The sequence below is a fragment of the Sphingomonas sp. genome (genome assembly GCF_036402235.1).
GTDB lineage: Bacteria > Pseudomonadota > Alphaproteobacteria > Sphingomonadales > Sphingomonadaceae > Sphingomonas.
Genome location: NZ_DASWTG010000068.1, coordinates 73,208 through 96,256, shown reverse-complemented (window position 1 = coordinate 96,256; position 23,049 = coordinate 73,208). Strand labels below are relative to the sequence as shown.

The window sequence follows — 23,049 nt, the reverse complement described above, 5'->3', positions numbered from 1 at the left end:
CGGGCTGGCACCGAAATTCAGCGAAGGTGAATCCAGATTCTAGAAATCGACGAGCAGGAAGTTCAACCGCGCGGCGGCGACCGGGCGGTCCCGGTCGTCCTGCCAGGCGATCGCCTCGACATTGGCGACGCGCGTGCCGAGCCGCGACACATGCCCTTGCGCGCGGGTGACCTTCTCACGCCCGCCGCGCATGAAGTCGACGGTCACGTTGATCGGCTTGATCCGCGCTTCGGCACGGCCGTCGGCCTCCAGCGCATGCTTGAGCGCGACGATCGCCGCCATCTCGAGCAACCCGGCGAGCGCGCCGCCATGGACGAAGCCGGGACGCCCGACGACATCGGCGCCGAAGGGCATCGCGAGGACCGGCGCCCCCTCTTCGGGCTCCCGCGTGATCCCGAGCAGGTCGGCATAGGGCGGCAGCGTCATGCGGGCACGCCCGTGAACATGAACGTGCCGGCGACGTGCGCGACCGGATCGTCCGGATCGCCATCATGCGCGATGCCCCGCACGAACGCGACCGAGCGCGTCACCCGATAGCATTCGCCGCGCCCGATCACCTCGCGCCCCCGCGTCGCGGGCCGCAGATAATCGACGCGCAGGTCCAGCGTCGCGTGCGGCAGAAACCCGCCGCGCCTCATCCATACGGCGACGCTGGTCGCCATATCGAGCAAGGCGACGATCGGCCCCGAGGCGATCACGCCGCGTGCCGGATCGCCGATCAGATCGTCGCGCCAGGGCAGGACGAGCTGGCACCAGTCCGCGCCGTGCGAATCGTAGCGAATGCCCAGCCGCCGGCCATGCCCCGCAGGCAAGGCGGCGAAGAATGCGGCCGGATCGAACGGGAACGGCTGGGATTCCATTGCAGGCGGCGTAGCGGGCGGCGAGAACCCCGGCAAGCGGGCGTGCCGCGGCGCAACGTAAATTCGATTTAACTCTGCCGCCGGTTGCCCCGGGCGTAGCGTGCGGCAATCCAGCACGGGGGAACATGCGATGATCACCTTACCCTTGGCCGAAATCGCCGCTCTTAGCACGCAGGTCGCCACGCATGGCGCGATCCGCGCCACCGAGATCGCCGGCGACGATATCTTCGAGACGCTGATCGCGATCGCGATCCTGGTGTACGAAACCTATCCCAGCCCGCTGCAGTGACCGCATCGTTCGCGGCCGTACAATGCCGCGGCCTTGCCGGTGCGCGCGTCCGGTCGGCAGCCGTCAATGCGCGCTGGCTCGCGGGCCCGGCCGCAGAGGCCGTGAAGACGTTCGCGGAACTTCAGGATGCCACCGCGATCGAGCAGCGCGCAGCGGCGTGGATCACCGATCCACGCCGGGTGGCGGCGCTGCTGGCTCCGCTCACCGACGCATTGCGCGCCGATCCGTGGTTCGAGCCTCCGTTCAAGGCCAGCCGCGACCGCCTTCGAACGGGGGTGGTGCTGCTCGATTGCGCCGCAGTCACGATCTCCGCCACGGTCACCCGCGCGGCGGACCTCAACCAGCTCGCGGCGCCCGCCACCGTGGTGCTGCCGGGACGGGTGACGCTCACCTGCTATGTCCGGGGAGGCGAAGCACGAATGCGGCGCTGGCGCGCGGAAGCGGCGGGGCGGGCGTTCAGCGCGGCTACGGCTGCGCCTGCCCGGGAGATCACGCCGCTCACGCTGAAGGACGGCACGCTGATCCGTCAGGACGGGCGGACCACCGGCCATCTGCTCACCGATGCCAAGCGCGACATCGTCACGCTCACCGCGACGATCAAGCCGGATGCAGACCCGTTGATGCGCGAGTACTCCGTGACCGATGGCGCGTTCGTTCGCGCAGCCTGCGCAGACGACACAGCATCGCGGATCGAGATGCTGCTCACCTTCCTGCGCGTGAGCGGACGGACCGACGCCACGACATTGTTCGACAATGCCTCGCACCATCCGGCCTTCCACCTGCGCTGGGCAGCGATGCGCGAATGGCTGATGCTCGATGGCCGCAGTGCCCGCAGCCGACTTGCGGAAATGTGCGCGGACGACGCCAATGCCGAGATCCGCGCGGCAGCCGCGGCGACCTTGCCGATTCTCGACCAGCGGCTGGAGCCGTCATGCCCCGCCTGATCGAGCCGGGCGAGGACGCGGCGATCACCCTCGAAGAACTGGCCGATAGGCTCGATTCGACACCGTTCGATCCGCATGACGAGGAAAGCTTCGCGGCGCTCGGCCCGTTGCTCGCGCGACTTGGCCGCAACCGCCATTTCCTGGCCGACCTGGCGATCGAGGAGCTCAAGCTGCGCTGCGCGCGACAAAGCGCCGCCAACGGCTATGGCCCGCAGGTCTTCCTGTTGCGCCCGCCCAATGGCCGCTATGTGATCCGTGCCAATTTCTGGCCCGCGGCGGACGATGCTGTCGTGCAGGCGAGCGGCACCGCACCCTTTTTCTACGGGCTGCCGCATGATCACAACTTCCCGTTCCTCACCTACGGCTATCTGGGACCGGGCTATTGGAGCGACTATTTCGAATATGACGGACGGGCCGTGTCCGGCGCGGCCGGAATTGATGCCGGTCTGCGCTTCGTCGAGCGCAGCCGGCTCGATCCCGGCAAGCTGATGCTCTACCGCATGCAGCGCGACGTGCACGTCCAGCTGCCGCCCGACCGTTTCTCGGTATCGCTCAACGTCCTGGGCCAGCATCCCAGCCATCCGTGGATCGACCAGTACCGGTTCGATATCGCCCGCGGCACGATCGCCGAGGGGCTGACCACCGCGCCGTCCGAGGGGCTGGTCACGCTCGCCGTCCATCTTGGCGGCGGCAACGGCCTCGACCTCGCCGCGCACCTCCTGCGCCATCACCCGCATCCGCGCATGCGCCGCACCGCTGCCGCCGCGCTTGTCTCGGCCAACGCAAGCGCGCCGGACCGCCGCGCGCTGCTCGAGCTGACGGCGGGAGACCGCGACTCGCAGGTCCGGCTCACTGTCCACAGCGAACTCGAATCCGGCGCGCATAATCGATCCGATGCGGACCAGTTTCCGGCAGACTCAGGAGGTGTGGCGCGTAGATTCCCGAGGCGTGGGGCATAAGATTCTCTCCGAAATCGATATACCCCTGCTGGATCAAGCCATTGCCCAGCGGGGCTATGCGCTCGTCCTGGGCAAGCCGTGCGCCGCCCCCGACCGGGAGGTCGCCGCGATCCTGCGCGCATGGGGACCCGGGATCCGCATCCGCAGCACCCATGTGCCCGAGATCGCCGTCGCCAGCTGCCACGCCTGGCTGACCGCGGCGCTCGATGCCGGCGCTGCCGACGCGGTCTCGCATCCGGTCGATCCCTATGAGCTCGCTGCGCGCGTCGACGTGCGCGTGCGCAGCCATATGCCCGGCGACACGCGCATCGGCGAGCTGCGCATCGATCGGGTGCACCGCATAGTCGAGCGCGCCGGCCTCCCGATCCCGCTCCTTCCCCGCGAGTTTGCGCTGCTGCTCTATCTCGCCGAGCGGCGCGGTGAGTTCGTCTCGCGCCGCGAACTGCTCGAGCAGGTGTGGGGGTTGCGGTTCGATCCGGGGACCAATGTCGTCGCCGTGCACGTCTCCAAGCTGCGCGCGCGGATCGACCGCGGCTTCGCCAGCCCGATGATCCGCAGCGCCAAGGGACTCGGCTATCGCCTCGACGCGGTCTAGCGTGCGCAAAAGCCGAGAGGATGGCCAATGAGCGAGCAACGCGTTTCGATCGAATTTCATGACGGCGTCGCCGATGTGCGGCTGACGCGGCCCGACAAGATGAACGCCCTCGACCCCGCGATGTTCGCGGGAATCGCCGATGCGATCGGGCAGCTGCATGGCATGGCCGGGCTGCGCGCGGTGGTGTTGTCGGGGGAAGGCCGCGCATTCTGCGCCGGGCTCGACATGGCGAGCATGGCAGGCGGCGGCACGGGGCTCGACCTGGGCGAGCGCAGCCATGGCGACGCCAATCTGTTCCAGCAGGTCGCCTGGGGCTGGCGCATGCTGCCCGTGCCGGTGATCGCCGCAGTGCACGGCATCGCCTTTGGCGGCGGATTCCAGATCCTGTCCGGCGCGGATATTCGCATTCTGGCGCCAGGCACGCGCTGCTCGATCATGGAAATGAAATGGGGAATCGTCCCCGACATGGCGGGCTTCGCGCTGTGGCGGACGACGGTGCGTGACGACGTGCTGCGCGAGCTGACCTACACCGCACGCGAGTTCGGCGCCGAGGAGGCACTGGCGCTGGGCTTCGCGACGCGCCTGGCGGAGGATCCGCATGCCGACGCGATGACGCTGGCGCGCGCGATCGCTGGACGGAACCCGCATGCGATTCGCGCCGCCAAGCGTCTCGCCAACCTTGCCGCCGAAGCGCAGGCACCCGCGATCCTTGCCGCGGAGAGCGCGGAGCAGGCGCAGTTGATGCGCTCTCCCAATCAGATGGAGGCGGTGATGGCCAACATCCAGAAGCGACCGCCGAAATTTACCGACTGAATCTTCCAATGTTGACCAATGCGGATTACGGAGAAGCCATACCCAAAATACGAATGAGGATGACATGCGCGAGGCCGCGATCGTTTCCACCGCCCGGACCGGGATCGGCAAGGCGTATCGGGGGGCGTTCAACGCGACCGAAGCGCCGGTGCTTGCCGGGCATGTGATGAACGCGGTGGTGGAACGGGCTGGAATCGACCCCAAGCGGATCGACGACATCTTCTGGGGCGTGGGCAACCAGTGGGGCACGCAGGGCGGCAACGCCGGCCGCATGGCGGTGTTCGCCGCGGGGCTGCCGCGGAGCGTGCCCGCCTTCACCCTCGACCGAAAATGCGGGTCGGGGTTGACCGCGCTCGCGCTGGCGGCACGATCGATCGTCGCCGGGGATATCGATGTCGCGCTTTCGGGCGGCATGGAATCGGTCAGCCTGACGGTGAACAAGGACGCGCCGCGCTTCGCCAACCGGTCGGTGCTGGCGAGCGAACCGCACGCCTATATGCCGATGATCGAGACCGCCGAGATCGTCGCCGAACGCTATGGCATCACGCGCGCCGCCCAGGACGAATATGGCGCGATGAGCCAGCAGCGCGCCGAAGCGGGTCTGGCCAGAGGCGCGTTCGCCGAGGAGATCGCGCCGATCACGGTCGAGAAGGCGGTCTTCGACAAGGAAGGCAACCGCACCGGCAGCGAGACGGTGACGGTGAGTCGGGACGAGGGCATCCGCCCTGGCACCACCGTCGAAGCGCTGGCGGGACTCAAGACCGTGTGGAAGGACGGGCAGGTCGTCAAGGAAGGCCGCCATATCACCGCAGGCAATGCCAGCCAGCTGTCCGATGGTGCGGCCGCGCAGATCGTGATGGACCGCGCAATGGCGCAGGCCGAGGGCAGGGAGGTGCTGGGCGTCTATCGCGGCTTTCAGGCCGCAGGCTGCGCGCCGGACGAGATGGGGATCGGCCCGGTCTTCGCGATTCCCAAATTGCTCGACCGGGCGGGCCTCACCATCGCCGACATCGGTCTGTGGGAACTCAACGAGGCGTTCGCGAGCCAGTGCCTCTATTGCCGCGACACGCTGGGCATCGATCCGGAAAAGTACAACGTCAATGGCGGCGCGATCGCGATCGGCCATCCGTTCGGCATGACCGGCGCGCGGCTGATCGGCCATGCGCTGATCGAGGGGCGCAAGCGCGGGGTGCGCTGGGTGGTCGTCTCGATGTGCACCGCGGGCGGGATGGGCGCGGCTGGGCTATTCGAGATTCCCTGAGGCGTTCGACAGCAGCAATTCGAGCCGCTAGAGCGCCGCGCATGCTTCGTCTCGGCACCCGCGGATCGCCGCTCGCGCTCGTCCAGGCCAATCTGGTGCGTGACGCGCTGCTCGCTACGCATGGCTGGGCGCCGGAGAGGGTCGAGATCGTCCCGATCCGCACGACCGGCGACAAGGTGCAGGACCGCCCCCTCGCCGAGATCGGCGGCAAGGCGCTATGGACCAAGGAGCTCGACCGCGCTTTGCTCGACGGTGAGATCGACCTCGCCGTCCATTCGATGAAGGATGTCGAGACGATCCGCCCCGACACCATCGCCATCGCCGCGATGTTGCCGCGCGAGGACGTGCACGACCGGCTGATCGGCGCGGACTCGATCGAGGCGCTGCCGCACGGCGCGCGGATCGGCACCAGCTCTCCGCGCCGTGCCGCCCAGATGCGCCGCATTCGCCCCGACCTCGCGATCGTGCCGCTGCGCGGCAACGTCGATACGCGCCTGGCCAAGGTGCGCGACGGCGAAGCCGATGCGACCCTGCTCGCCGCCGCTGGCCTCGAGCGGCTCGACCGGCCCGAAGTGGGCGCTCCGATCCCGCTCGACCGGCTCCTCCCCGCCCCTTCGCAAGGCGCGGTCGGGATCGAGGTGCGTGCGGACGATGTCGCGACCCGCATGCTGGTCTCCGCAATCGGCGATCCCGAGACCGAGCGCTGCGTCCTCGCCGAGCGCGCGCTGCTCGCCGCGCTGTCCGCCGATTGCCACTCCCCCGTCGCCGCGCTTGCCACGATCGAGGCGGAGGGACTGCGTCTGCGCGCCGAGATCCTGAGCGAGGACGGCAGCGAGCATGTCCGTCTCGATCGGCCCGGGCTCGAAGGCACGGCGCACGAAGCCGCGGCAATTGCGCACGATCTGCTCGCCGCCGCTAGCCCGCGCCTGCGCGCGCTGTTCGGGCATTGAGCCGCCGCATCGCGATCCTGCGGCCCGAACCGGGCAACAGCGCCACCGCAGAGCGGGTGCGCGATGCCGGCCTTGAGCCGCTCGCCTCCCCCCTGTTCGAGGTCCGGCCGCTGGCCTGGACGCCGCCCGATGCAACCGGCTTCGACGGCCTGCTCCTCACCAGTGCCAATGCGGTGCGTCATGGCGGGGCCGCGCTCGCTTCGCTGCGTGGCATGCCCGTGCTGGCGGTGGGAAGCGCGACCGCCGACGCGGCCCGCGCCGCCGGCTTCGCAGTCGCCCGCGCCGGATCGGCCGACCTTGCCAGCCTGCTGCGCGATTCGCCGGATTTCACCCGCCTGCTATGGCTGGCGGGGCGGGACCGGACCGCGATCGAACATCCGGCACTCGCCGCGATCGTCCCCATCTATGCCAGCGAGCCGCGGGTGCTGGCGGCCGCCGGCGCCGCGCAACTCGCGGGAAGCGTCGCGCTGATCCATTCCGCGCGCGCCGGCATGCAGCTGGCTGCCGAGCTGGCGCGCCACCGGATTTCGCCCGCCACCATCCGGATCGCGGCGATCAGCAGGAAGGCTGCGATCGCCGCGGGGCCGGGCTGGAGCGCAGGCGCGATCGCCATCACGCCCGATGACGATGCGCTGATCGCGGCAGCACGCCCGCTCGCGATTGACCCCTGACCGCATCGGGAGAATAAGCGGACCCATGATCTCCGATACGCCGATTGAGACGCCGGTTCCGGCGCCCCCCCGCGGCAACACGCTGACCGTCGCACTGATCGCCGGATTGATCGCCTTTCTCGCGGGCCTCGCGGTGATGGCGGCGATCTTCCGCTTCGGCGGCTGGTGGGGCACCGGCACCATGCCGATCGCCGATCCCACCCCGCCCGCGCGCACGTCGGCGCCAGCTGCTCCGGCCACCGACCTTGCGACGCTGGCGGCCCGCGAGCAGGCGCTCGCGGCAAAGCTCGACACGCTCGACAACCGCATCCAGGCGAGCGACGCGGACGCGCGGACCGCAGCAGGCTATGCCGGGCGCGCCGAGGCGATGATGCTGGTGTTCGGCGCACGCCGCGCGATCGAGCGCGGCCAGCCGCTCGGCCCGATCGCCGGCGAGCTGCGCACCCGGTTCGGCGAGATCGACGGACGCGCGGTCGCCACCGTCATTCGCGGCGCGAACGAGCCGGTGACGCTCGAGGAGCTGCGTCTTGCCTTCGACCAGATTGCCCCGAGACTGTCGACCGGCGTTCCCGGCGAGAGCTGGTGGGACGGATTGCGTCGCGAGGCAGCCACGCTGGTGATCGTGCGTAAGGAGAATGCGGCCAGCCCGCACCCCCGCGCCCGGCTGGCGCGCGCACGCCGGCTGCTGGGGCAAGGCCATGTCGAGGCGGCGCTCGCCGAAGTCGCCCGGTTGCCCGGTGCGCAGGGCGCGGAAAGCTGGATGGCGGCCGCCAGCCGCTATGTCGAGACCCGCGGCGCGCTCGACACGCTCGAGACCGCGGCGATCCGCGGGCCGGTAAAGCCGGCGGCCGGGGCGCAGCAGCCGTCCGCGCAACCCGCGCCCACGCAGTAAGATCAATTCAGGGAGAGATGTCATGGCCGCGATGGGCCGTTTCGACTGGGCCGATCCGTTCGCGCTCGACGCGCAGCTGACCGACGAGGAGCGGATGGTGCGCGACGCCGCGCGCGCCTATGCGCAGGAGCGGCTGCTGCCGCGCGTCACCCGCGCGTTCCTCGACGAGGATTTCGACCGCTCGATCATGTCCGAGATGGGCCAGCTCGGCCTGCTCGGCCCGACCATTCCGGAAACCTATGGCGGCGCGGGCCTGGGCTATGTCGCCTATGGCCTGGTCGCGCGCGAGGTCGAAGCGGTCGATTCGGGCTATCGCTCGGCGATGAGCGTACAGTCGAGCCTCGTGATGCACCCGATCAATGCCTATGGGACCGAGGAGCAGAAGCGGAAGTACCTCCCCAAGCTCGCGAGCGGCGAATGGGTCGGCTGCTTCGGGCTGACCGAGCCGGACGCGGGCAGTGATCCGGGCAGCATGCGCACCCGCGCCGAGAAGATCGACGGCGGCTATCGCCTCACCGGTTCCAAGATGTGGATCACCAATTCGCCGATCGCCGACGTCTTCGTCGTCTGGGCGAAGAGCGATGCACATGGCGGCGGGATCAAGGGCTTCGTCCTCGAAAAGGGCATGAGGGGCCTGTCGGCGCCCAAGATCGAGGGCAAGCTCAGCCTGCGCGCCAGCATCACTGGCGAGATCGTGATGGACGGCGTCGAGGTGGGCGAGGACGCGCTGCTGCCCGACGTGCAGGGGCTCAAGGGGCCGTTCGGCTGCCTCAACCACGCGCGCTATGGCATCGCCTGGGGCAGCATGGGCGCGGCCGAGGCCTGCTTCCACGCCGCGCGGCAGTATACGCTCGATCGTCAGCAGTTCGGACGGCCGCTCGCCGCGACCCAGCTGGTCCAGCTCAAGCTCGCCAATATGGAGACCGAGATCGCGCTCGGCCTTCAGGCGGCGTTGCGCGCGGGGCGGATGTTCGACGAGGGCGAACTGGCGCCCGAGGCGATCAGCATCATCAAGCGCAACAATTGCGGCAAGGCGCTGGAGATCGCGCGCATCGCTCGCGACATGCATGGCGGCAACGGCATTTCGGCCGAATTCCATGTGATGCGCCACGCGATCAACCTCGAGACGGTCAACACCTATGAGGGCACGCACGACGTGCACGGCCTGATCCTCGGCCGGGCGATCACCGGCATCGCGGCGTTCTGATGGACTTCCAGCCGACGCTGACCGGCGAGCTTGCGATCCTTCGGCCGACCGTGCCGGCGGATTGGGAAGAAATGTTCGCGGTCGCGTCGGATCCGCTGATCTGGGAGCAGCACCCCTTCCACAATCGCTGGCAGGAGCCGGTGTTCCGCGCCTATTTCGACGACGCGCTGGCGAGCGGGGGCGGACTCACCATCCTCGACAAGGCGAGCGGCGCGATCATCGGCGCGAGCCGCTATGCCTTCCCCGACGCGGCGCGTGACGAGGTGGAGATCGGCTGGACCTTCCTCGCGCGGACCTATTGGGGCGGGATGTGGAACCGCGAGATCAAGCGGCTGATGCTCGATCATATCCACCAATATGTCGGCGGCGCGGTGTTCGTGGTGGGCGAGAACAACCACCGCTCGCGCCGGGCGATGGAGAAGATCGGCGGCGTGCTGCAACAAGGCCGGGTCGAGCGCGGCAACGGCCATATGCTGCCCGGCCATTGCTATTACGTCATCCGCCGCGGGGGCTTTCGCGGGTGAGACCCCTCGCAGGCATCAAGGTGGTCGAGCTGGCCCGCATCCTTGCCGGGCCGTGGTGCGGGCAGCTGCTCGCCGATCTCGGCGCCGAGGTGATCAAGATCGAGCGGCCGGGCGCGGGAGACGACACGCGGCACTGGGGGCCGCCCTTCCTGCACGACGCAGACGGGAAGGACCGCGACGCCGCTTACTATCACGCCGCGAACCGGGGGAAGACCGCGCGCTTCATCGACATCGCCACGCCCGACGGCCAGGCCGCGGTGCGCGCGCTGGTCGCCGAGGCGGACGTGGTGATCGAGAACTACAAGGTCGGCGGGCTGGTGAAGTACGGGCTCGATCATCAGAGCCTCTTGGCGGTCAACCCGCGGCTGATCACCTGCTCGATCACCGGATTCGGCCAGACCGGACCCTATGCCCACCGCGCCGGATACGACTTCATCATCCAGGGGATGGGCGGGATCATGTCGCTGACCGGCGAGCCGGACGGCGCGCCGCAAAAGGCGGGGATCGCCTATGCCGACATCTTCACCGGCGTCTATTCGGCAGTGGCGATCCTGGCGGCGCTGCGGCGGCGTGACGCGACCGGAGACGGCGCGCATATCGACATGGCGTTGCTCGACACCCAGGTCGCGGTGCTCGCCAACCAGGCGCTCAACTGGATGGCGTCGGGCAAGGTGCCGCACCGCATGGGCAACGGCCATGCCAACCTCGCCCCCTATCAGGCGTTCACCGCCAGCGACGGTGACCTGATCATCGCGGTGGGCAATGACGGGCAGTTCGCGAAGCTGTGCAGCGTGCTCGACCTCGATCTTCACACCGATCCCGATTTCGCGACCAACCCGGCGCGGGTGCGCAACCGTGCGCGGCTGATCGCGCCGATCCAGGCGGCGGTGGCGGGCTGGACCAAGCAGGCGCTGTCGGACGCGCTCGAGGCGCAGGGCGTGCCCGCCGGACCGATCAACGACGTCGGGGAGGTGTTCGCCGATCCGCAGGTGGTGGCGCGCGGCATGCAGATCGCCGCGGGCGGACTGCCGGGCGTCGCCAGCCCGATCGTGATCGACGGCGAGCGGATGGTCTCCGACTTGCCGAGTCCGGCGCGGCCCGCGGGCTGACGCCGCGGAAAGGCGCGATCGTCAGGACGTGCGCTCGATCAGTGCCTTCGCCGCCGCCGGCGCGCGGACCTTGCCGCCATGGATGAAGAAGACGAAGGTCTCGCGCAGCGTCTTGGGCGGTGCCTTGTCTTCGACATAGGGCAGGCCTTCCGGGCGGCCACCCGAGGCCCATAGCTTCGCGGCATCGGCCCAGCGGTCGATATCGCCCTCCGGATAGCAGAGCGGGTTGTCGTCCTCGCCCTTTTCCAGCCGGGCATAGACGAAGTCGCCGGTGATGTCGGCGAGTCCCGGATATTCGGGCGAATCGGCGAAGACGATCGCGGCGCCGGCATCGCGGCACATCGCAACGAATTCGGGGACATGGAAGCTGTCGTGCCGCACCTGGATCGCGTGGCGCAGCTTCACGCCCTCACGGCTGGCCGGGAGCAGCTTCAAGAAGGCGCCGAAATCGTCCGGATCGAACTTCTTGGTCGCCATGAACTGCCACAGGATCGGGCCGAGCCTGTCGCCCAGCTCGACGATCCCCTGCCCGACGAACTTCGCGACCGATTCGCCGGCCTCCGCCAGCACCTTGCGGTTGGTGCAGAAGCGCGAGGCCTTGACCGTGAAGACGAAGCCGTCGGGCACGGTCGCGGCCCAGCCGGCGAACGTCGCGGGCTTGAAACCGGAATAATAGGTGCCGTTGATCTCGATCGCCGTCAGCTGGCGGCTGGCATACTCCAGCTCCTTCTTTTGGCTGAGGTCCTCGGGATAGAAGGTCCCGCCGCGCCAGGGCTCGAAGGTCCAGCCGCCGATACCGATTCGAATGGGTGCCTGGTTGTGCTTGCTTGCCATGCGGACGAGACTAGCGCCCGCGCGGCAAAGCGCATCACGAAATGCGCGTCCAAACCTGCTGCTTGCAGATCAGCCCGGCGAGCACGCAGCCCTTGCCGATCATCGAATCGCCCTTGATCTCCATATGGCCGGAGAAGGTGCGGTTCATGTCCGGCACGAACACATGGCCCTTATACTCGCCGGGCGCCACGCGCTTGAAGTTGCGGAACAAATTGGTGCCGACGAGTTGGTCGGTGCCGCCACGGCGGGCATCGGCCTTGGCCTTTTCGCTCGCCCAGGTGACGACGCCGCACATCCGGTCCTGCCCGCAGGGGGCGAAGCGGATGCGCACGCTGTCCTTGGGGTTGCGCCATTCGCTCGCGGCCGCGAGCATGGCGCCGCCGCCCGCCTGCGCGGTGAGCGGGGCCGCGATCATCATGGCACCGGCCAACGCGGCCATCCAGCGAAGCGGACGCGAAGTGCGCCGCACCTGATCCCTGCTCTGCATGGTTGAACCTCCTGTACCTTAAGTCCCCGATACACAGGGGACATTCCTTCGAGGGGGTCAGATAGGTAGGGGGCAGGGCCGGAAAAGGGCGGGAAGGGGGCAATTTCCGAAACGATCGGTTCAGAAATGCGGCGAAGCAATTCAAGGCTTTGGTACACGCGCCCGCTTGCGGATGTGTCTCGATTCGCGATGTCGGATCGATTTGCCGCCATGGCGGCCTGGAGCGGGCGAAGGGATTCGAACCCTCGACCCCAACCTTGGCAAGGTTGTGCTCTACCCCTGAGCTACGCCCGCTCTCTGGCGCCTTGTGTGCCCGCTCGGGAACCGAGGGGGCGGGGCAAGGTGGCGGCCTCTAGCAGCGGGTTCCGGGGTCCGCAAGCCCCCAATCGCGCCTGAATGCGAACGGACCGACCCGCTCCCCCATCCGGCCACCCACGCGAGTGTATCTTGATGGGAGTGTGAGGTCGGTCATGCCCCCGGCATGACCTGAACAGCGCGGGGCGCTGTTCACCCCACACTGGTGGGGGAGCGGGCTGGTGCCGCCGCCAATGCAGCCGAAAAGGGTTGGCCAGAGCCTTGCCAGCGCCCACATAGGGCGCCGGTTTTTCGTAATAGGGATTCGCCGTGGCCACGCTGGGACTTTCCGCCGCCGACAAGGACGCCGTCGAGGCGTTCCGCAAGGACATTGTCGAGCCTTCGATGACCAAGCTGGTCATCCTCGATTTCTGGGCGGAGTGGTGCGGGCCGTGCAAGGCGCTGGCGCCGATCCTGGAGAAGGTCGCGGCCGACTATGCCGACAAGGGCGTGGTGCTCGCCAAGATCGACGTCGACGCCAACCAGTTCATCGCGGCGCAGTTCCAGGTGCGCTCGATCCCCACCGTCTATGCGATGTTCCAGGGGCAGCTGGTCGCGGACCTGACCAATGCCCGCACCGAAACCCAGCTGCGCGCCAATCTTGACCAGATTCTCCGCCAGATCCCGGTCGAGAGCGACGCCGCGGCGCAGGAGGCGGAGCTGGAGCCGCTGCTGGCAATGGCAGCCGAGGTGCTGGCGGGCGGCGAGCATGAGCGCGCGCTGGTGATCTACGACCAGATCGGCGAGATGGCGCCCGAGCATCCGCAGGTCGCGGCGGGGCGCGCGCAGGCGCTGATCGCGCTGGGACGGCTCGACGAGGCGCAGGCCGCGCTGGACGTGCTGCCCGACGATGCCGCAAAGGCTCCCGAGGTCGAGCGCGCGCAGGCCGCACTGACGCTGGCGCGCGAGGCGCCGGCCGATGACGAGCTGGCCGCGATCCGCGAACGCGCCGCCGCCAATCCGCAGGACATGGACGCGCGCTACGAGCTGGCCGGGGCGCAGATGGCGGCGAACGACCGCGACGGTGCGGCAGCGACGCTGCTGGCGATGATCGCCGAGGACAAGGAATGGAATGACGGCGCCGCGCGCGCGCGCCTGCTCAAGCTGTTCGAGGCGGTGGGGCTCGAGGACCCGTGGGTCTCGGCGCAGCGCCGCAAGCTTTCCGCCATCCTGTTCGGATGAGCGAGTTGGGGAAGATTGGGCGGCTTTCGATCTTCCCGCTGACGGGGGCGTTGCTGTTCCCGCGGATGCAGCTGCCGCTGCACATCTTCGAGCCGCGCTATCGCGCGATGGTGACCGACAGCCTCGCGCGCGACCGGCGGATCGGGATGATCCAGCCGCGCCCGGGCTTTCGCGAGACGCCGGGCCAACCGGTGCCGCTGTTCGAGATCGGCTGCGTCGGCCGGATCGCCGAGGTCGAGGCGCTCGACGACGGCAAGTTCGACATCGTGCTGGAAGGGCTGTCGCGATTCCGCATGATTCGCGAACTGGAGGTCACGACGCCGTTCCGGCAGGTCGAGGCCGAACTGATCGCCGATCCCGAGGACGAGGTGTTGGCGATGGGCGAGCGCGCCTCGCTCGAGCTCGAATCACGCCGTTTCGCCGAACGTCAGGGCTATGCGGTCGACTGGAACGCGGTGTCGCGGCTCGACGACGAGGCGCTGGTCAACGGCATCGCCCAGATCGCGCCATTCGATCCCGCGGCGAAGCAGGCGTTGCTGGAGGCGGACACGCTGAGCGGCCGCGCCGAGCTGACGGTGCAGCTGATGCAGTTCTTCGGCCGCCACGACAGCGACGAGGGGACGCTGCAATAGGCGTTACGCCATTTCCCCATGCAGCAGCTTCGGCGTCGCGCCGCTCTCGCCGCGCGCCTCGGCCATGAACCAGTTCTTGAGCGCGGGCAGCTTGTCGACCGCCGACAGGCCGAAGCGGCGCGCAGCGTGGGCGGTCTTGCCGGGGATGCCGAACAGGTGCGTCAGCGCATCGGTGGCGACGCTGACCATGAAGGTGTCGAGGCTGCGCCAGCGCTGGTAGCGGGCGAGCAAGGCGGGATCGCCCATGTCGAGGCCGAGGCGCTTGCCCTCGACCAGCACCTCGACCAGTGCCGCCACGTCGCGGAAGCCGACGTTGACGCCCTGGCCCGCGATCGGATGGATGCCGTGCGCGGCGTCGCCGACCAGAGCGAGGCGGCCGGCGGTGATCTTCGCGGCATGGTGGAAGCCGAGCGGATGGCTGAAGCGCGGGCCGAGCGGGCCGAGCTTGCCGAGGAAGCCGCCCATCTTCTTTTCCGCTTCGCCGAGGAAGCCGCGCTCGGAGAGCTTCATCATCCCCGCTTCCTCGTGCCGCTTGACCGACCACACGATCGCCGAGCGGTGGCCGCGATCGTCATCGACCAATGGCAGGATCGCGAACGGGCCCTGGGGGTAGAAGATCTCGAACGCGGTATTTTCGTGGCTGTGCTCGTGATGGAGCGAGGTGACGATCGCCGAGTGATCATAGGTCCAGCGCGCGACGTTGAGGTGCGCGGCGTCGCGGGTGGGCGAGTTGCGGCCTTCGGCGCCGATCAGGAGTTGGGCCTTGATCACCTCACCGCTGCCGAGCGTGGCGGTGACGCCGTGCGGGCCGCGTTCGACGTGCACGGCGCGGGTCTGCATGCGGATGTCGGCTAACGGCGCTTCGGAAGCCGCGGCCATCAGCGCGGCGCGCAGATGGCGGTTCTCGAACATCGTACCGAGCGCGCCCTCGCCGTCGAGCGGATCGAAGTCGAGCTTGCCCGGCTCGAGCCCGTCGCTCACGCGGATGCTCTGGATCGGGCAGCCCTTGCCGGTGAGGCGATCCGCGACGCCGATCGCCTCGAGCATGCGCATCGGCGCGGCGGCGATCGCGCTGGCGCGGCCGTCATGCGCCGCGGCCAGGATCACCGCCGGGTCCGCCGGATCGATCACGATGCTGGAGATACCATGGCGGTCGAGGGCGACCGCAAGCGCGCTCCCCACCAGCCCGCCACCGAGGATGAGAAGGTCTGCCTGGCTCATGCCGCCGCATTACGCCAGCGGCTGCCTTGACGCCAGAGTCCGCAGGGTGGATGATTCCGGGCAAGCGGGAATTCGGGACTTTCAGGGACATTCGATGGCGAGCCGGGTGCAGCCGATGCTGTGGCGTGACACGATGAAGGCGGGGGCGAAACGCAGCGGCGCGCTGATCGGCGCGATCGCGCTGTTCGTGCTGACGCTGGCCGCGGTGCTGGCGATCGGCACCTATAGCGGCGGCGATCCCTCGCTGAACACGGCCGCGGGCGGGCCTGCCAAGAACCTGCTCGGGGCACCGGGCGCATGGCTCGCCGATCTGCTCCTCGCGATCGGCGGCCTGCCGGTGGTGCTGCTCGCCCCGGTCGGGCTGATCGTCGCGACCCGGCTGTGGAAGGGCAACCCGGTCGGCGCCTGGGGGCGGATGCTGGGCGGCGCGGCACTCGGCGTCGCGCTGATGGGCACCGCCTTCGCCTTTGTCTCGAGCCGGCCCGTGCTCGATTGGGAGCTGCCCGGCAGCTGGGGCGGCGTGGTCGGGCTCTCGATCGCGAACCTGCTGCGCTGGGGCCTGAACCTTGCCGGCGAACCGGCAATTGCCTTGTGGGGCGGCCGCGCGCTCGGGCTGATCGCGGGAATTGCGGGCGCGATCGTCTGGGCACGCAGCGTGCAGCTCGAAGTGTCGCAGCTGCGCCTGCCGCGGCGCGAGCGGACGGGCGCCGCTGACGGCGAGACGGACGAAGGCATCGACGATGCCCCCGACCTGTTCACGCCCGCCGCGGCGCCGAAGCCGCGCAAGATGGCGCTGCCCGACACGCGGCCGGGGCCGGTGATCGCCGATCCCGCGCCGCCGCCGAGTCCGCCCAAGGCGAAGCCGGTGCAGACCAGCCTCGACTTCAAGGGTAGCTACAAGCTCCCCCCGCTCGACCTGCTCAAGCCCGCGCCAAAGAGCGGCAGCGCGGCGGTCGACAAGGCAGGGCTGGAGCGCAACGCGCGGCTGCTGGAAAGCGTGCTCGACGATTTCCACGTGAAGGGCCAGATCGTCGAGGTGCGGCCGGGTCCGGTCGTGACGATGTACGAGTTGGAACCCGCGAGCGGGATCAAGGCGAGCCGCGTGATCCAGCTCGCCGACGACATCGCGCGCAACATGTCGGCGGTGTCCGCGCGCGTCGCGACCATCCCGGGCCGAAGCGTGATCGGCATCGAGCTGCCCAACGCCAAGCGCGAGACGGTGAGCCTGCACGAACTGATCGGCAGCGACAGCTTCGAGGACATGGGCGCGCAGCTGCCGATCGTGCTCGGCAAGAACATCGCCGGCGATCCGGTGATCGCGGACCTGGCGCCGATGCCGCATCTGCTGGTCGCGGGCACCACCGGATCGGGCAAGTCGGTCGGCCTCAACTGCATGATCCTGTCGCTGCTCTACCGGCTGACCCCGGACCAGTGCCGGATGATCATGATCGATCCGAAGATGCTGGAACTCAGCATGTACAAGGACATCCCCCACCTGCTCGCCGACGTGGTGACCGACCCGCCCAAGGCAGTGCGCGCGCTCAAATGGGCAGTCGAGCAGATGGAGGAGCGCTACCGGATGATGGCCTCGGTCAACGTCCGCAGCCTCGGCAGCTTCAACGACAAGGTGCGCCAGGCGCTGGCCAAGGGCCAGAAGCTCGGGCGCAAGGTGCAGGTCGGCTATGATCCCGAGACGCGCCAGCCGCTGTACGAGGAGGAGACGCTCGACCTCAACCCGCTGCCGCAGATCGTGATCATCGTCGATGAGCTCGCCGACCTGATGATGACCGCGGGCAAGGAGGTCGAGTTCCTGATCCAGCGCCTCGCGCAGAAGGCGCGCGCGGCGGGCATCCACCTGATCATGGCGACCCAGCGCCCGTCGGTCGACGTCATCACCGGCGTGATCAAGGCGAATCTGCCGACGCGAATCAGCTTCCACGTCACCAGCAAGATCGATTCGCGCACGATCCTGGGCGAGCAGGGCGCCGAACAGCTGCTGGGCAAGGGCGACATGCTCTACATGCCCGGCGGCAAGCAGATCGCGCGCGTCCACGGCCCGTTCGTGTCTGACGAGGAAGTGCAGGCGGTCGCCGATCACTGGCGCGCGCAGGGCGCGCCTGACTATATCCAGGCAGTCACCGAAGAACCCGAGGGCGAGGAGTTCGCGCTGGACGGCGCGCCCGACGGCGAGGACAGCCCGGAGGAGCAGCTGTATCGCCGCGCGGTGCAGCTGGTCGCGGAGAGCCAGAAGGCCTCGACCAGCTGGCTGCAGCGCCAGTTGCGCGTCGGCTACAACAGCGCCGCCCGCCTGATCGAGCGGATGGAGAAGGACGGCCTCGTCTCGCGTCCCGACCATGTCGGGCGGCGCGAGGTGCTGATGGATCAGGACGGGCGGCCGCTGTGATCCCACCCGTTACCCCAGCGAAAGCTGAGGTCTCGTGCCACAAGTGCTGGACTCGCGGACGGAGACCCCAGCTTTCGCTGGGGTGACGTTAGTCCTCCAGCTCGATCGTGCCGATCATCCAGTCGTGGAACAGCTTGACCGGGCGCTGCTCCAGCGCGCGCGGGCGGCACACGAACCAGTAGGAATAGGGACTCTTCACCACCGGCTCGAACAGCGTGGCGATGCGGGGATCGTCCTTGGGAACGACGTGCGAATCGAGCATGAAGGCGATGCCGACCCCCTGCGCCGCGGCCTCGAGCAGCAGCGAGCCCGAATCGAACAGATCGACGGCGACCGGCTCGACATCAGGGAGCCCGAGCGCGTCGCGCCAGATCTCGAAGCTGTCGGCCATATCGCGATGGACCATCACGGTCATGCCGTCGAGCTGCTCGGGCCGGGTGATCGCCTGCGGCCCCTCGACCAGATGCCGCGCGGCGACCAGGCGGATGCGGTTGCGGTCGAGGCGGCGGCCGTAGAGCAGCGTATCGATGTCGCGCGCGAGCACGATCGCCGCATCGAGTCCGTCGCCGAGGCGCGACATGCCATGGCCCCCGGTGTCGATGTCGAGATGGAGCTGCGGATGCATCGCACGCAACGCACCCAGATGCGGGAGCAGCCGTTGCGTCGCGAACAACGCCGGTGTGCCGAGGCGAAGGCGCAGCAGCTCGACCCCGCTGGTCATCCCCTCGATCGCGTCGCTCATCGAATCGAGTGCGGGCGCTATCAGCCCGAGCAGCCGCTCGCCCTCGGCATTCAATTTCATCGCCTGGTGCCGGCGCTCGAACAACTGCTTGCCGATGAAACGCTCCAGCGCCTGCACGCGGCGGCTGAGCGCAGGCGAGGAGAGCGCAAGCTCTTCCGCGGCGGCCTTGACCGAGCCGAGCCGCGCGACCTGAACGAACGCCTCGATGGCGGTAAGGGGTGGCAGCCTTCGCATGTCTTTTTGTGTGGTGCAGCGTATCCGTTTGCAACTGGTTATCAGGGTAACCAACCTGACAACGGTTACATTGGCAGTAAACCGCGATTGTTACAGATTGCAGAAACTGCAATCATCATACGATCTTTTCGCACTTGCACAAAAATTCGCCGCACTGCACATAGGGCGTGCCTTTCAGGCATCCTCTCCTAAACCTTTCATGGGCTGGCTCCCTTGGGCCGGCCCTTTTTTTTGCCCGAATCGCGCGCGAAACGTTTAGCTCCTAGGCGATCCGGAACTGCGTGCCTATCTGGCGCGCTCACCCGCAGTCCGCAGGGAAGGAGAGCCGATGGCCGATACCGAAACCCCGACACGCAAGCTCCAGGTCGCCAATTCGCGGCCCGAGGACAGTGGGCGCGGCCTGGCGCACCTGCCGCGCACGCTGATGGCCGAGCTGGGGCTACAGCAGGGCGACGTGATCGAGATCGTCGGCAAGCGCACCACCCCCGCGCGCGCCGTGTTTCCCTATCCCGAGGATGAGGGGCTGGAGCTGCTGCGCATCGACGGGCTGCAACGCGCCAATGCCGGAGTCGGATCGGGCGATTTCGTCGAGATCCGCCGCGGCGAATCGCGTCCGGCAACGCGGGTGGTGTTCGCACCGGCACGCAAGGATCTGCGCCTCGAAGGCTCCGCCAATGCGTTGAAGCGCACCTTCATCGGCCGCCCGCTGTGCCAGGGGGACACCGTCTCCACCGTCGGGCAGCAGCGCGTGGCGGACATGCCGCCCAACGTGCTGCAGCATCTGCGCGCGCCCGCCTATGCGTTGCAGGAGATCCGTCTGACCGTAGTGTCGGCGGCGCCGCGCGGCATCGTCCATATCGACGAGAATACCGAGATCGAGCTGCGCGCCGATTATGAGGAGGCGAAGGAATTCCGCCGCGCCGACGTCACCTATGACGATATCGGCGGGATGGCCGCGACGATCGACCAGCTGCGCGAGATGGTCGAGCTGCCGCTGCGCTATCCCGAGCTGTTCCAGCGCCTGGGCGTCGACCCGCCCAAGGGCGTGCTGCTCCACGGCCCGCCCGGCACCGGCAAGACGCGCCTCGCGCGCGCCGTGGCGAACGAGAGCGATGCGCAGTTCTTCCTGATCAACGGACCCGAGATCATGGGCAGCGCCTATGGCGAGTCGGAGAAGCGACTGCGCGAGGTGTTCGAGGAGGCCAACGCCAATTCGCCCGCGATCATCTTCATCGACGAGCTCGATTCGATCGCGCCCAAGCGCGGCCAGGTGACCGGCGAGGCCGAGAAGCGCCTCGTCGCGCAGCTGCTGACGCTAATGGACGGGCTGGAGGCGCGCGCCAATGTGGTGATCATCGCCGCGACCAACCGGCCCGAAGCGCTCGACGAGGCGCTGCGCCGGCCAGGCCGGTTCGACCGCGAGATCGTGGTCGGGGTTCCGGACGAGCGCGGGCGGCGCGAGATTCTGGGCATCCACACCCGCGGAATGCCGCTGGGCGAGAAGGTCGATCTGACCGAACTGGCGCGGACCACCTTCGGCTTTGTCGGCGCGGACATCGCGGCGCTGGCGCGCGAGGCAGCGATCGAAGCGGTGCGCCGGATCATGCCCAGGCTCAATCTCGAGGAGAAGACGATCCCGCCCGAGGTGCTGGAGACACTGGCGGTCACGCGCGAGGATTTCGTCGAGGCGCTGAAGCGCGTCCAGCCCAGCGCGATGCGCGAGGTGATGGTTCAGAAGCCCAATGTCCATTGGGAGGATGTCGGTGGCCTAGACGACGCGCAGATGCGCCTGAAGGAGGGCGTCGAGCTGCCGATGAAGGATCCCGACGCCTTCCGGCGCCTCGGCATCCGTCCCGCCAAGGGCTTCCTGCTCTATGGCCCGCCCGGAACCGGCAAGACGCTGCTCGCCAAGGCGGTGGCGCGAGAGGCGGAGGCGAACTTCATCGCCACCAAGTCGAGCGACCTGCTGTCCAAATGGTATGGCGAGAGCGAGCAGCAGATCGCACGGCTGTTCGCGCGTGCGCGGCAGGTGGCGCCGTGCGTGATCTTCATCGACGAGCTCGATTCGCTGGTGCCGGCGCGCGGCTCGGGCCTGGGCGAGCCGCAGGCGACCGAGCGGGTGGTCAACACCATCCTGGCCGAGATGGACGGGCTGGAGGAACTTCAGTCGGTCGTGGTGATCGGCGCGACGAACCGGCCGAATTTGATCGATCCGGCGCTGATGCGGCCGGGCCGGCTCGACGAGCTGATCTATGTCGGCGTGCCCGATGCGCCGGGGCGCGAGCGCATCCTCAGGATCCAGACGAGCAAGATGCCGCTGGCGGATGATGTCGACCTGAGTTCCATCGCCGAGCGGACCGAGCGCTTCACCGGCGCGGATCTGGAGGATGTGGTGCGCCGGGCAGGCCTTGCCGCGCTGCGCGAATCGCTCACCAACCGGAACGTCACCATGGCGCATTTCGAGGCGGCACTCGCCGATTCGCGCGCGACCGTGACGCCGGAGATGGAGGCGGAATACGCACAGCTCGTCGCGCGGATGAAGCAGGATGCGGTGGCGTTGAACCCGATCGGGTTCATTGCTCCGGGGATGCTTCAGGCTCGCCCCAAGTCCGGAGACTGAACCAGCCGTAGAGGACGAGGAGCGCTAGTGCGGCGGCCGCAGCGAAATAGGGCAGCGGCCGCCACACGCCGTAAAGCGCGACGCCGATCGACGGACCGAGGATGAAGGCCGCGCCGTTGATCGACGTCACCTTGCCCGCCACCGATCCCTGCGCCGCCTGCCCCACCGCGAGCGAGGAGCCCGCGGTGAATCCGGGCCGCGAGAAGCCGAAGCCGAGCGTCGCCAGCGCATAGCCCGTGGCGATGCCGTAGAGCGAGGTCGCGTTGCCCGTGGCGAACGAGCCCAGGGCGCTCAGCACCAGCCCGATCAGCATCAGCTGGCGCGGGTTCAGGTTGAGCAACGGGATGATCCCCCATTGCGCGAGCAGGGCCGATCCAGCGCCGAGCATCAGGACGAGGCCGGTCGCCTCGATCGCCTCGATCGGCGGGACGCCCAGCCGGTCGATGATCAGGAACCCGATCACCTGCCCCGCCATCGCCTGGGCATGGCCGAGGATCAGCCCGCAGATCATCCATGCACGCACCCGCGGGTCGAGAAAGCCGACCGGCTCGATCTTGTCGGCGGTGGCGGCGGTGACGCTCGCCCCGCTCGCCTGCCCGCCGATCGAGGGATAGCTCGACGCCGCGCCGTGGCTGACCGGGGCATCGACGTCGCGCGGCAGGAAGCGCGCAACGGTGAGCATCATCGCGAATGCCGCGACGCTGAAGATCAGCGCGGGGCCGGCGAGGCCGATCGTCGGGCCGCCGCGCCACAGGTCGCCGACCACCAGATAGGGCGCGATCGCCGGGCCGAGGATGGTGCCGAGGCCGAAGGCGGAGCCGAGCAGGGTGAGCGCCCTGGTGCGCTCCTCGCGGCTGGTGCGCGCAGCGACGATCGCCTGCACCGCAGGCGGCGCGGCCGAGCCGAAGCCGCCATAGAGCATGCGCGCCGCGACGAAGAAGGCGAAGGCGGTGGCAGGCGCGATCCAGCCATTGATCCCGGCGGCGAGGAACAAGCCGCAGAAGAACAGCGATCCGGTGAGCCCCATCTGCCCGAGCAGGACCATCTTGCGCCGCCCGTGCCGATCAGACCGGTTGGCCCAGAAGGGCGCGACGAGCGTCCACAGCAGCGCCGAGACCGAGAAGGCGGCCGCCACCGCGGCATCGTGCACGCCGAGCGAGCGGCCGAGCGCGGGCAGCACCGATTGCAGGGCGGTATTGCCGGCGGCGATGGTGAACATCACCATGAACAGGATCACGAAGGTGCGGTCGCGTGAGAAGCTCATG

The 23,049-nt window shown here is 68.7% G+C and carries 23 protein-coding genes and 1 tRNA gene; 16 read left to right on the top strand and 8 right to left on the bottom strand.

Annotation, left to right across the window (positions count from 1 at the left end; genetic code table 11):
* Positions 1-39 precede the first annotated feature (39 nt).
* Together VGD28_RS14365 and VGD28_RS14360 are read right to left on the bottom strand one after the other, a co-directional pair.
* On the bottom strand, positions 40-426 hold the full coding sequence (locus tag VGD28_RS14365) for a PaaI family thioesterase (RefSeq protein WP_331029032.1): 387 nt from the start codon (positions 424-426) through the stop codon (positions 40-42).
* Positions 423-860, bottom strand: a complete 438-nt coding sequence (locus VGD28_RS14360) for a PaaI family thioesterase (protein WP_331029031.1) — start codon at positions 858-860, stop codon at positions 423-425. Before VGD28_RS14360 ends, VGD28_RS14365 begins: the two co-directional genes overlap by 4 nt.
* A gap of 130 nt (positions 861-990) precedes the next feature.
* Here VGD28_RS14360 and VGD28_RS14355 point away from each other — a divergent pair, with 130 nt between their 5' ends.
* The 12 genes from VGD28_RS14355 to VGD28_RS14300 all read left to right on the top strand — a co-directional run bounded on the left by VGD28_RS14355 (position 991) and on the right by VGD28_RS14300 (position 11,074).
* The gene (locus tag VGD28_RS14355; protein ID WP_331029030.1) at positions 991-1,149 is read left to right on the top strand and encodes a hypothetical protein; all 159 of its coding nucleotides are present in this window, start codon (positions 991-993) and stop codon (positions 1,147-1,149) included.
* A 101-nt stretch (positions 1,150-1,250) separates the two neighbouring features.
* Entirely contained in the window at positions 1,251-2,093 is an 843-nt protein-coding gene (locus tag VGD28_RS14350; protein WP_331029029.1) for a hypothetical protein, read from the top strand.
* Positions 2,081-3,052 carry a transposase gene (locus VGD28_RS14345; RefSeq protein WP_331029028.1) on the top strand — a complete coding sequence of 324 codons (972 nt, stop codon included), beginning with the start codon at positions 2,081-2,083 and terminating at the stop codon, positions 3,050-3,052. The genes VGD28_RS14350 and VGD28_RS14345 overlap by 13 nt, the downstream gene beginning before the upstream one ends.
* The gene (locus VGD28_RS14340) at positions 3,042-3,647 is read left to right on the top strand and encodes a response regulator transcription factor (protein WP_331029027.1); all 606 of its coding nucleotides are present in this window, start codon (positions 3,042-3,044) and stop codon (positions 3,645-3,647) included. The genes VGD28_RS14345 and VGD28_RS14340 overlap by 11 nt, the downstream gene beginning before the upstream one ends.
* A gap of 27 nt (positions 3,648-3,674) precedes the next feature.
* On the top strand, positions 3,675-4,460 hold the full coding sequence (locus VGD28_RS14335) for a crotonase/enoyl-CoA hydratase family protein (RefSeq protein WP_331029026.1): 786 nt from the start codon (positions 3,675-3,677) through the stop codon (positions 4,458-4,460).
* Between the two features lie 64 nt (positions 4,461-4,524).
* Entirely contained in the window at positions 4,525-5,721 is a 1,197-nt protein-coding gene (locus VGD28_RS14330; RefSeq protein ID WP_331029025.1) for an acetyl-CoA C-acyltransferase, read from the top strand.
* A 41-nt stretch (positions 5,722-5,762) separates the two neighbouring features.
* Positions 5,763-6,671, top strand: coding sequence for a hydroxymethylbilane synthase (gene hemC / locus VGD28_RS14325; RefSeq protein WP_331029024.1), 909 nt, complete (start codon positions 5,763-5,765; stop codon positions 6,669-6,671).
* Positions 6,668-7,342: a uroporphyrinogen-III synthase gene (locus VGD28_RS14320; protein WP_331029023.1), complete on the top strand. Its 675-nt coding sequence runs from the start codon at positions 6,668-6,670 to the stop codon at positions 7,340-7,342. The genes hemC and VGD28_RS14320 overlap by 4 nt, the downstream gene beginning before the upstream one ends.
* Before the next feature lie 25 nt (positions 7,343-7,367).
* Positions 7,368-8,234 (top strand): hypothetical protein, encoded by an 867-nt coding sequence (locus tag VGD28_RS14315; protein ID WP_331029022.1) that lies wholly within the window; start codon positions 7,368-7,370, stop codon positions 8,232-8,234.
* Between the two features lie 22 nt (positions 8,235-8,256).
* Positions 8,257-9,441: an acyl-CoA dehydrogenase gene (locus VGD28_RS14310; protein WP_331029021.1), complete on the top strand. Its 1,185-nt coding sequence runs from the start codon at positions 8,257-8,259 to the stop codon at positions 9,439-9,441.
* Complete coding sequence (locus tag VGD28_RS14305; protein ID WP_331029020.1) at positions 9,441-9,965, top strand: GNAT family N-acetyltransferase; 525 nt, start codon at positions 9,441-9,443, stop codon at positions 9,963-9,965. Before VGD28_RS14310 ends, VGD28_RS14305 begins: the two co-directional genes overlap by 1 nt.
* Entirely contained in the window at positions 9,962-11,074 is a 1,113-nt protein-coding gene (locus VGD28_RS14300; protein ID WP_331029019.1) for a CaiB/BaiF CoA-transferase family protein, read from the top strand. Before VGD28_RS14305 ends, VGD28_RS14300 begins: the two co-directional genes overlap by 4 nt.
* Before the next feature lie 21 nt (positions 11,075-11,095).
* Here the strand turns inward: VGD28_RS14300 and VGD28_RS14295 are convergent, their stop codons facing one another.
* The 3 genes from VGD28_RS14295 to VGD28_RS14285 all read right to left on the bottom strand — a co-directional run bounded on the left by VGD28_RS14295 (position 11,096) and on the right by VGD28_RS14285 (position 12,689).
* Positions 11,096-11,908 (bottom strand): DUF72 domain-containing protein, encoded by an 813-nt coding sequence (locus tag VGD28_RS14295; protein ID WP_331029018.1) that lies wholly within the window; start codon positions 11,906-11,908, stop codon positions 11,096-11,098.
* A 34-nt stretch (positions 11,909-11,942) separates the two neighbouring features.
* Positions 11,943-12,395 (bottom strand): DUF2147 domain-containing protein, encoded by a 453-nt coding sequence (locus VGD28_RS14290; RefSeq protein WP_331029017.1) that lies wholly within the window; start codon positions 12,393-12,395, stop codon positions 11,943-11,945.
* 219 nt (positions 12,396-12,614) lie between these two features.
* Positions 12,615-12,689 (bottom strand) — tRNA-Gly (locus VGD28_RS14285).
* Positions 12,690-13,019: 330 nt separating this feature from the next.
* Between VGD28_RS14285 and VGD28_RS14280 the strand changes: the two genes are divergently transcribed.
* Complete coding sequence (locus tag VGD28_RS14280) at positions 13,020-13,931, top strand: tetratricopeptide repeat protein (RefSeq protein WP_331029016.1); 912 nt, start codon at positions 13,020-13,022, stop codon at positions 13,929-13,931.
* Positions 13,928-14,563: an LON peptidase substrate-binding domain-containing protein gene (locus tag VGD28_RS14275; protein ID WP_331029015.1), complete on the top strand. Its 636-nt coding sequence runs from the start codon at positions 13,928-13,930 to the stop codon at positions 14,561-14,563. The genes VGD28_RS14280 and VGD28_RS14275 overlap by 4 nt, the downstream gene beginning before the upstream one ends.
* Before the next feature lie 3 nt (positions 14,564-14,566).
* Here the strand turns inward: VGD28_RS14275 and VGD28_RS14270 are convergent, their stop codons facing one another.
* Positions 14,567-15,784 carry an FAD-dependent monooxygenase gene (locus VGD28_RS14270; RefSeq protein WP_331029014.1) on the bottom strand — a complete coding sequence of 406 codons (1,218 nt, stop codon included), beginning with the start codon at positions 15,782-15,784 and terminating at the stop codon, positions 14,567-14,569.
* A gap of 94 nt (positions 15,785-15,878) precedes the next feature.
* On the opposite strand from VGD28_RS14270, the gene VGD28_RS14265 reads away from it, so the two are divergent.
* A complete protein-coding gene (locus tag VGD28_RS14265; RefSeq protein ID WP_331029013.1) occupies positions 15,879-18,188 on the top strand; it encodes a DNA translocase FtsK in 2,310 nt (769 codons plus the stop codon).
* 88 nt (positions 18,189-18,276) lie between these two features.
* On the opposite strand, the gene VGD28_RS14260 is transcribed toward VGD28_RS14265, so the two are convergent.
* Complete coding sequence (locus VGD28_RS14260) at positions 18,277-19,164, bottom strand: LysR substrate-binding domain-containing protein (protein WP_331029012.1); 888 nt, start codon at positions 19,162-19,164, stop codon at positions 18,277-18,279.
* A 328-nt stretch (positions 19,165-19,492) separates the two neighbouring features.
* Here VGD28_RS14260 and VGD28_RS14255 point away from each other — a divergent pair, with 328 nt between their 5' ends.
* Complete coding sequence (locus tag VGD28_RS14255; RefSeq protein WP_331029011.1) at positions 19,493-21,784, top strand: CDC48 family AAA ATPase; 2,292 nt, start codon at positions 19,493-19,495, stop codon at positions 21,782-21,784.
* Here VGD28_RS14255 and VGD28_RS14250 read toward each other — a convergent pair.
* Positions 21,738-23,048 carry an MFS transporter gene (locus VGD28_RS14250; RefSeq protein WP_331029010.1) on the bottom strand — a complete coding sequence of 437 codons (1,311 nt, stop codon included), beginning with the start codon at positions 23,046-23,048 and terminating at the stop codon, positions 21,738-21,740. The genes VGD28_RS14255 and VGD28_RS14250 overlap by 47 nt on opposite strands.
* Position 23,049 lies beyond the last annotated feature (1 nt).

Bases quoted from the DNA above. Each gene is read 5' to 3' on its own strand.
- VGD28_RS14260 (WP_331029012.1), bottom strand. From the start codon at position 19,164: ATGCGAAGGCTGCCACCCCTTACCGCCATCGAGGCGTTCGTTCAGGTC.
- VGD28_RS14310 (WP_331029021.1), top strand. From the start codon at position 8,257: ATGGCCGCGATGGGCCGTTTCGACTGGGCCGATCCGTTCGCGCTCGAC.
- VGD28_RS14315 (WP_331029022.1), top strand. From the start codon at position 7,368: ATGATCTCCGATACGCCGATTGAGACGCCGGTTCCGGCGCCCCCCCGC.
- VGD28_RS14275 (WP_331029015.1), top strand. From the start codon at position 13,928: ATGAGCGAGTTGGGGAAGATTGGGCGGCTTTCGATCTTCCCGCTGACG.
- VGD28_RS14305 (WP_331029020.1), top strand. From the start codon at position 9,441: ATGGACTTCCAGCCGACGCTGACCGGCGAGCTTGCGATCCTTCGGCCG.
- VGD28_RS14255 (WP_331029011.1), top strand. From the start codon at position 19,493: ATGGCCGATACCGAAACCCCGACACGCAAGCTCCAGGTCGCCAATTCG.
- VGD28_RS14295 (WP_331029018.1), bottom strand. From the start codon at position 11,908: ATGGCAAGCAAGCACAACCAGGCACCCATTCGAATCGGTATCGGCGGC.
- VGD28_RS14250 (WP_331029010.1), bottom strand. From the start codon at position 23,048: ATGAGCTTCTCACGCGACCGCACCTTCGTGATCCTGTTCATGGTGATG.
- hemC (WP_331029024.1), top strand. From the start codon at position 5,763: ATGCTTCGTCTCGGCACCCGCGGATCGCCGCTCGCGCTCGTCCAGGCC.
- VGD28_RS14365 (WP_331029032.1), bottom strand. From the start codon at position 426: ATGACGCTGCCGCCCTATGCCGACCTGCTCGGGATCACGCGGGAGCCC.
- VGD28_RS14360 (WP_331029031.1), bottom strand. From the start codon at position 860: ATGGAATCCCAGCCGTTCCCGTTCGATCCGGCCGCATTCTTCGCCGCC.
- VGD28_RS14270 (WP_331029014.1), bottom strand. From the start codon at position 15,784: ATGAGCCAGGCAGACCTTCTCATCCTCGGTGGCGGGCTGGTGGGGAGC.
- VGD28_RS14265 (WP_331029013.1), top strand. From the start codon at position 15,879: ATGGCGAGCCGGGTGCAGCCGATGCTGTGGCGTGACACGATGAAGGCG.
- VGD28_RS14345 (WP_331029028.1), top strand. From the start codon at position 2,081: ATGCCCCGCCTGATCGAGCCGGGCGAGGACGCGGCGATCACCCTCGAA.
- VGD28_RS14290 (WP_331029017.1), bottom strand. From the start codon at position 12,395: ATGCAGAGCAGGGATCAGGTGCGGCGCACTTCGCGTCCGCTTCGCTGG.
- VGD28_RS14355 (WP_331029030.1), top strand. From the start codon at position 991: ATGATCACCTTACCCTTGGCCGAAATCGCCGCTCTTAGCACGCAGGTC.
- VGD28_RS14330 (WP_331029025.1), top strand. From the start codon at position 4,525: ATGCGCGAGGCCGCGATCGTTTCCACCGCCCGGACCGGGATCGGCAAG.
- VGD28_RS14335 (WP_331029026.1), top strand. From the start codon at position 3,675: ATGAGCGAGCAACGCGTTTCGATCGAATTTCATGACGGCGTCGCCGAT.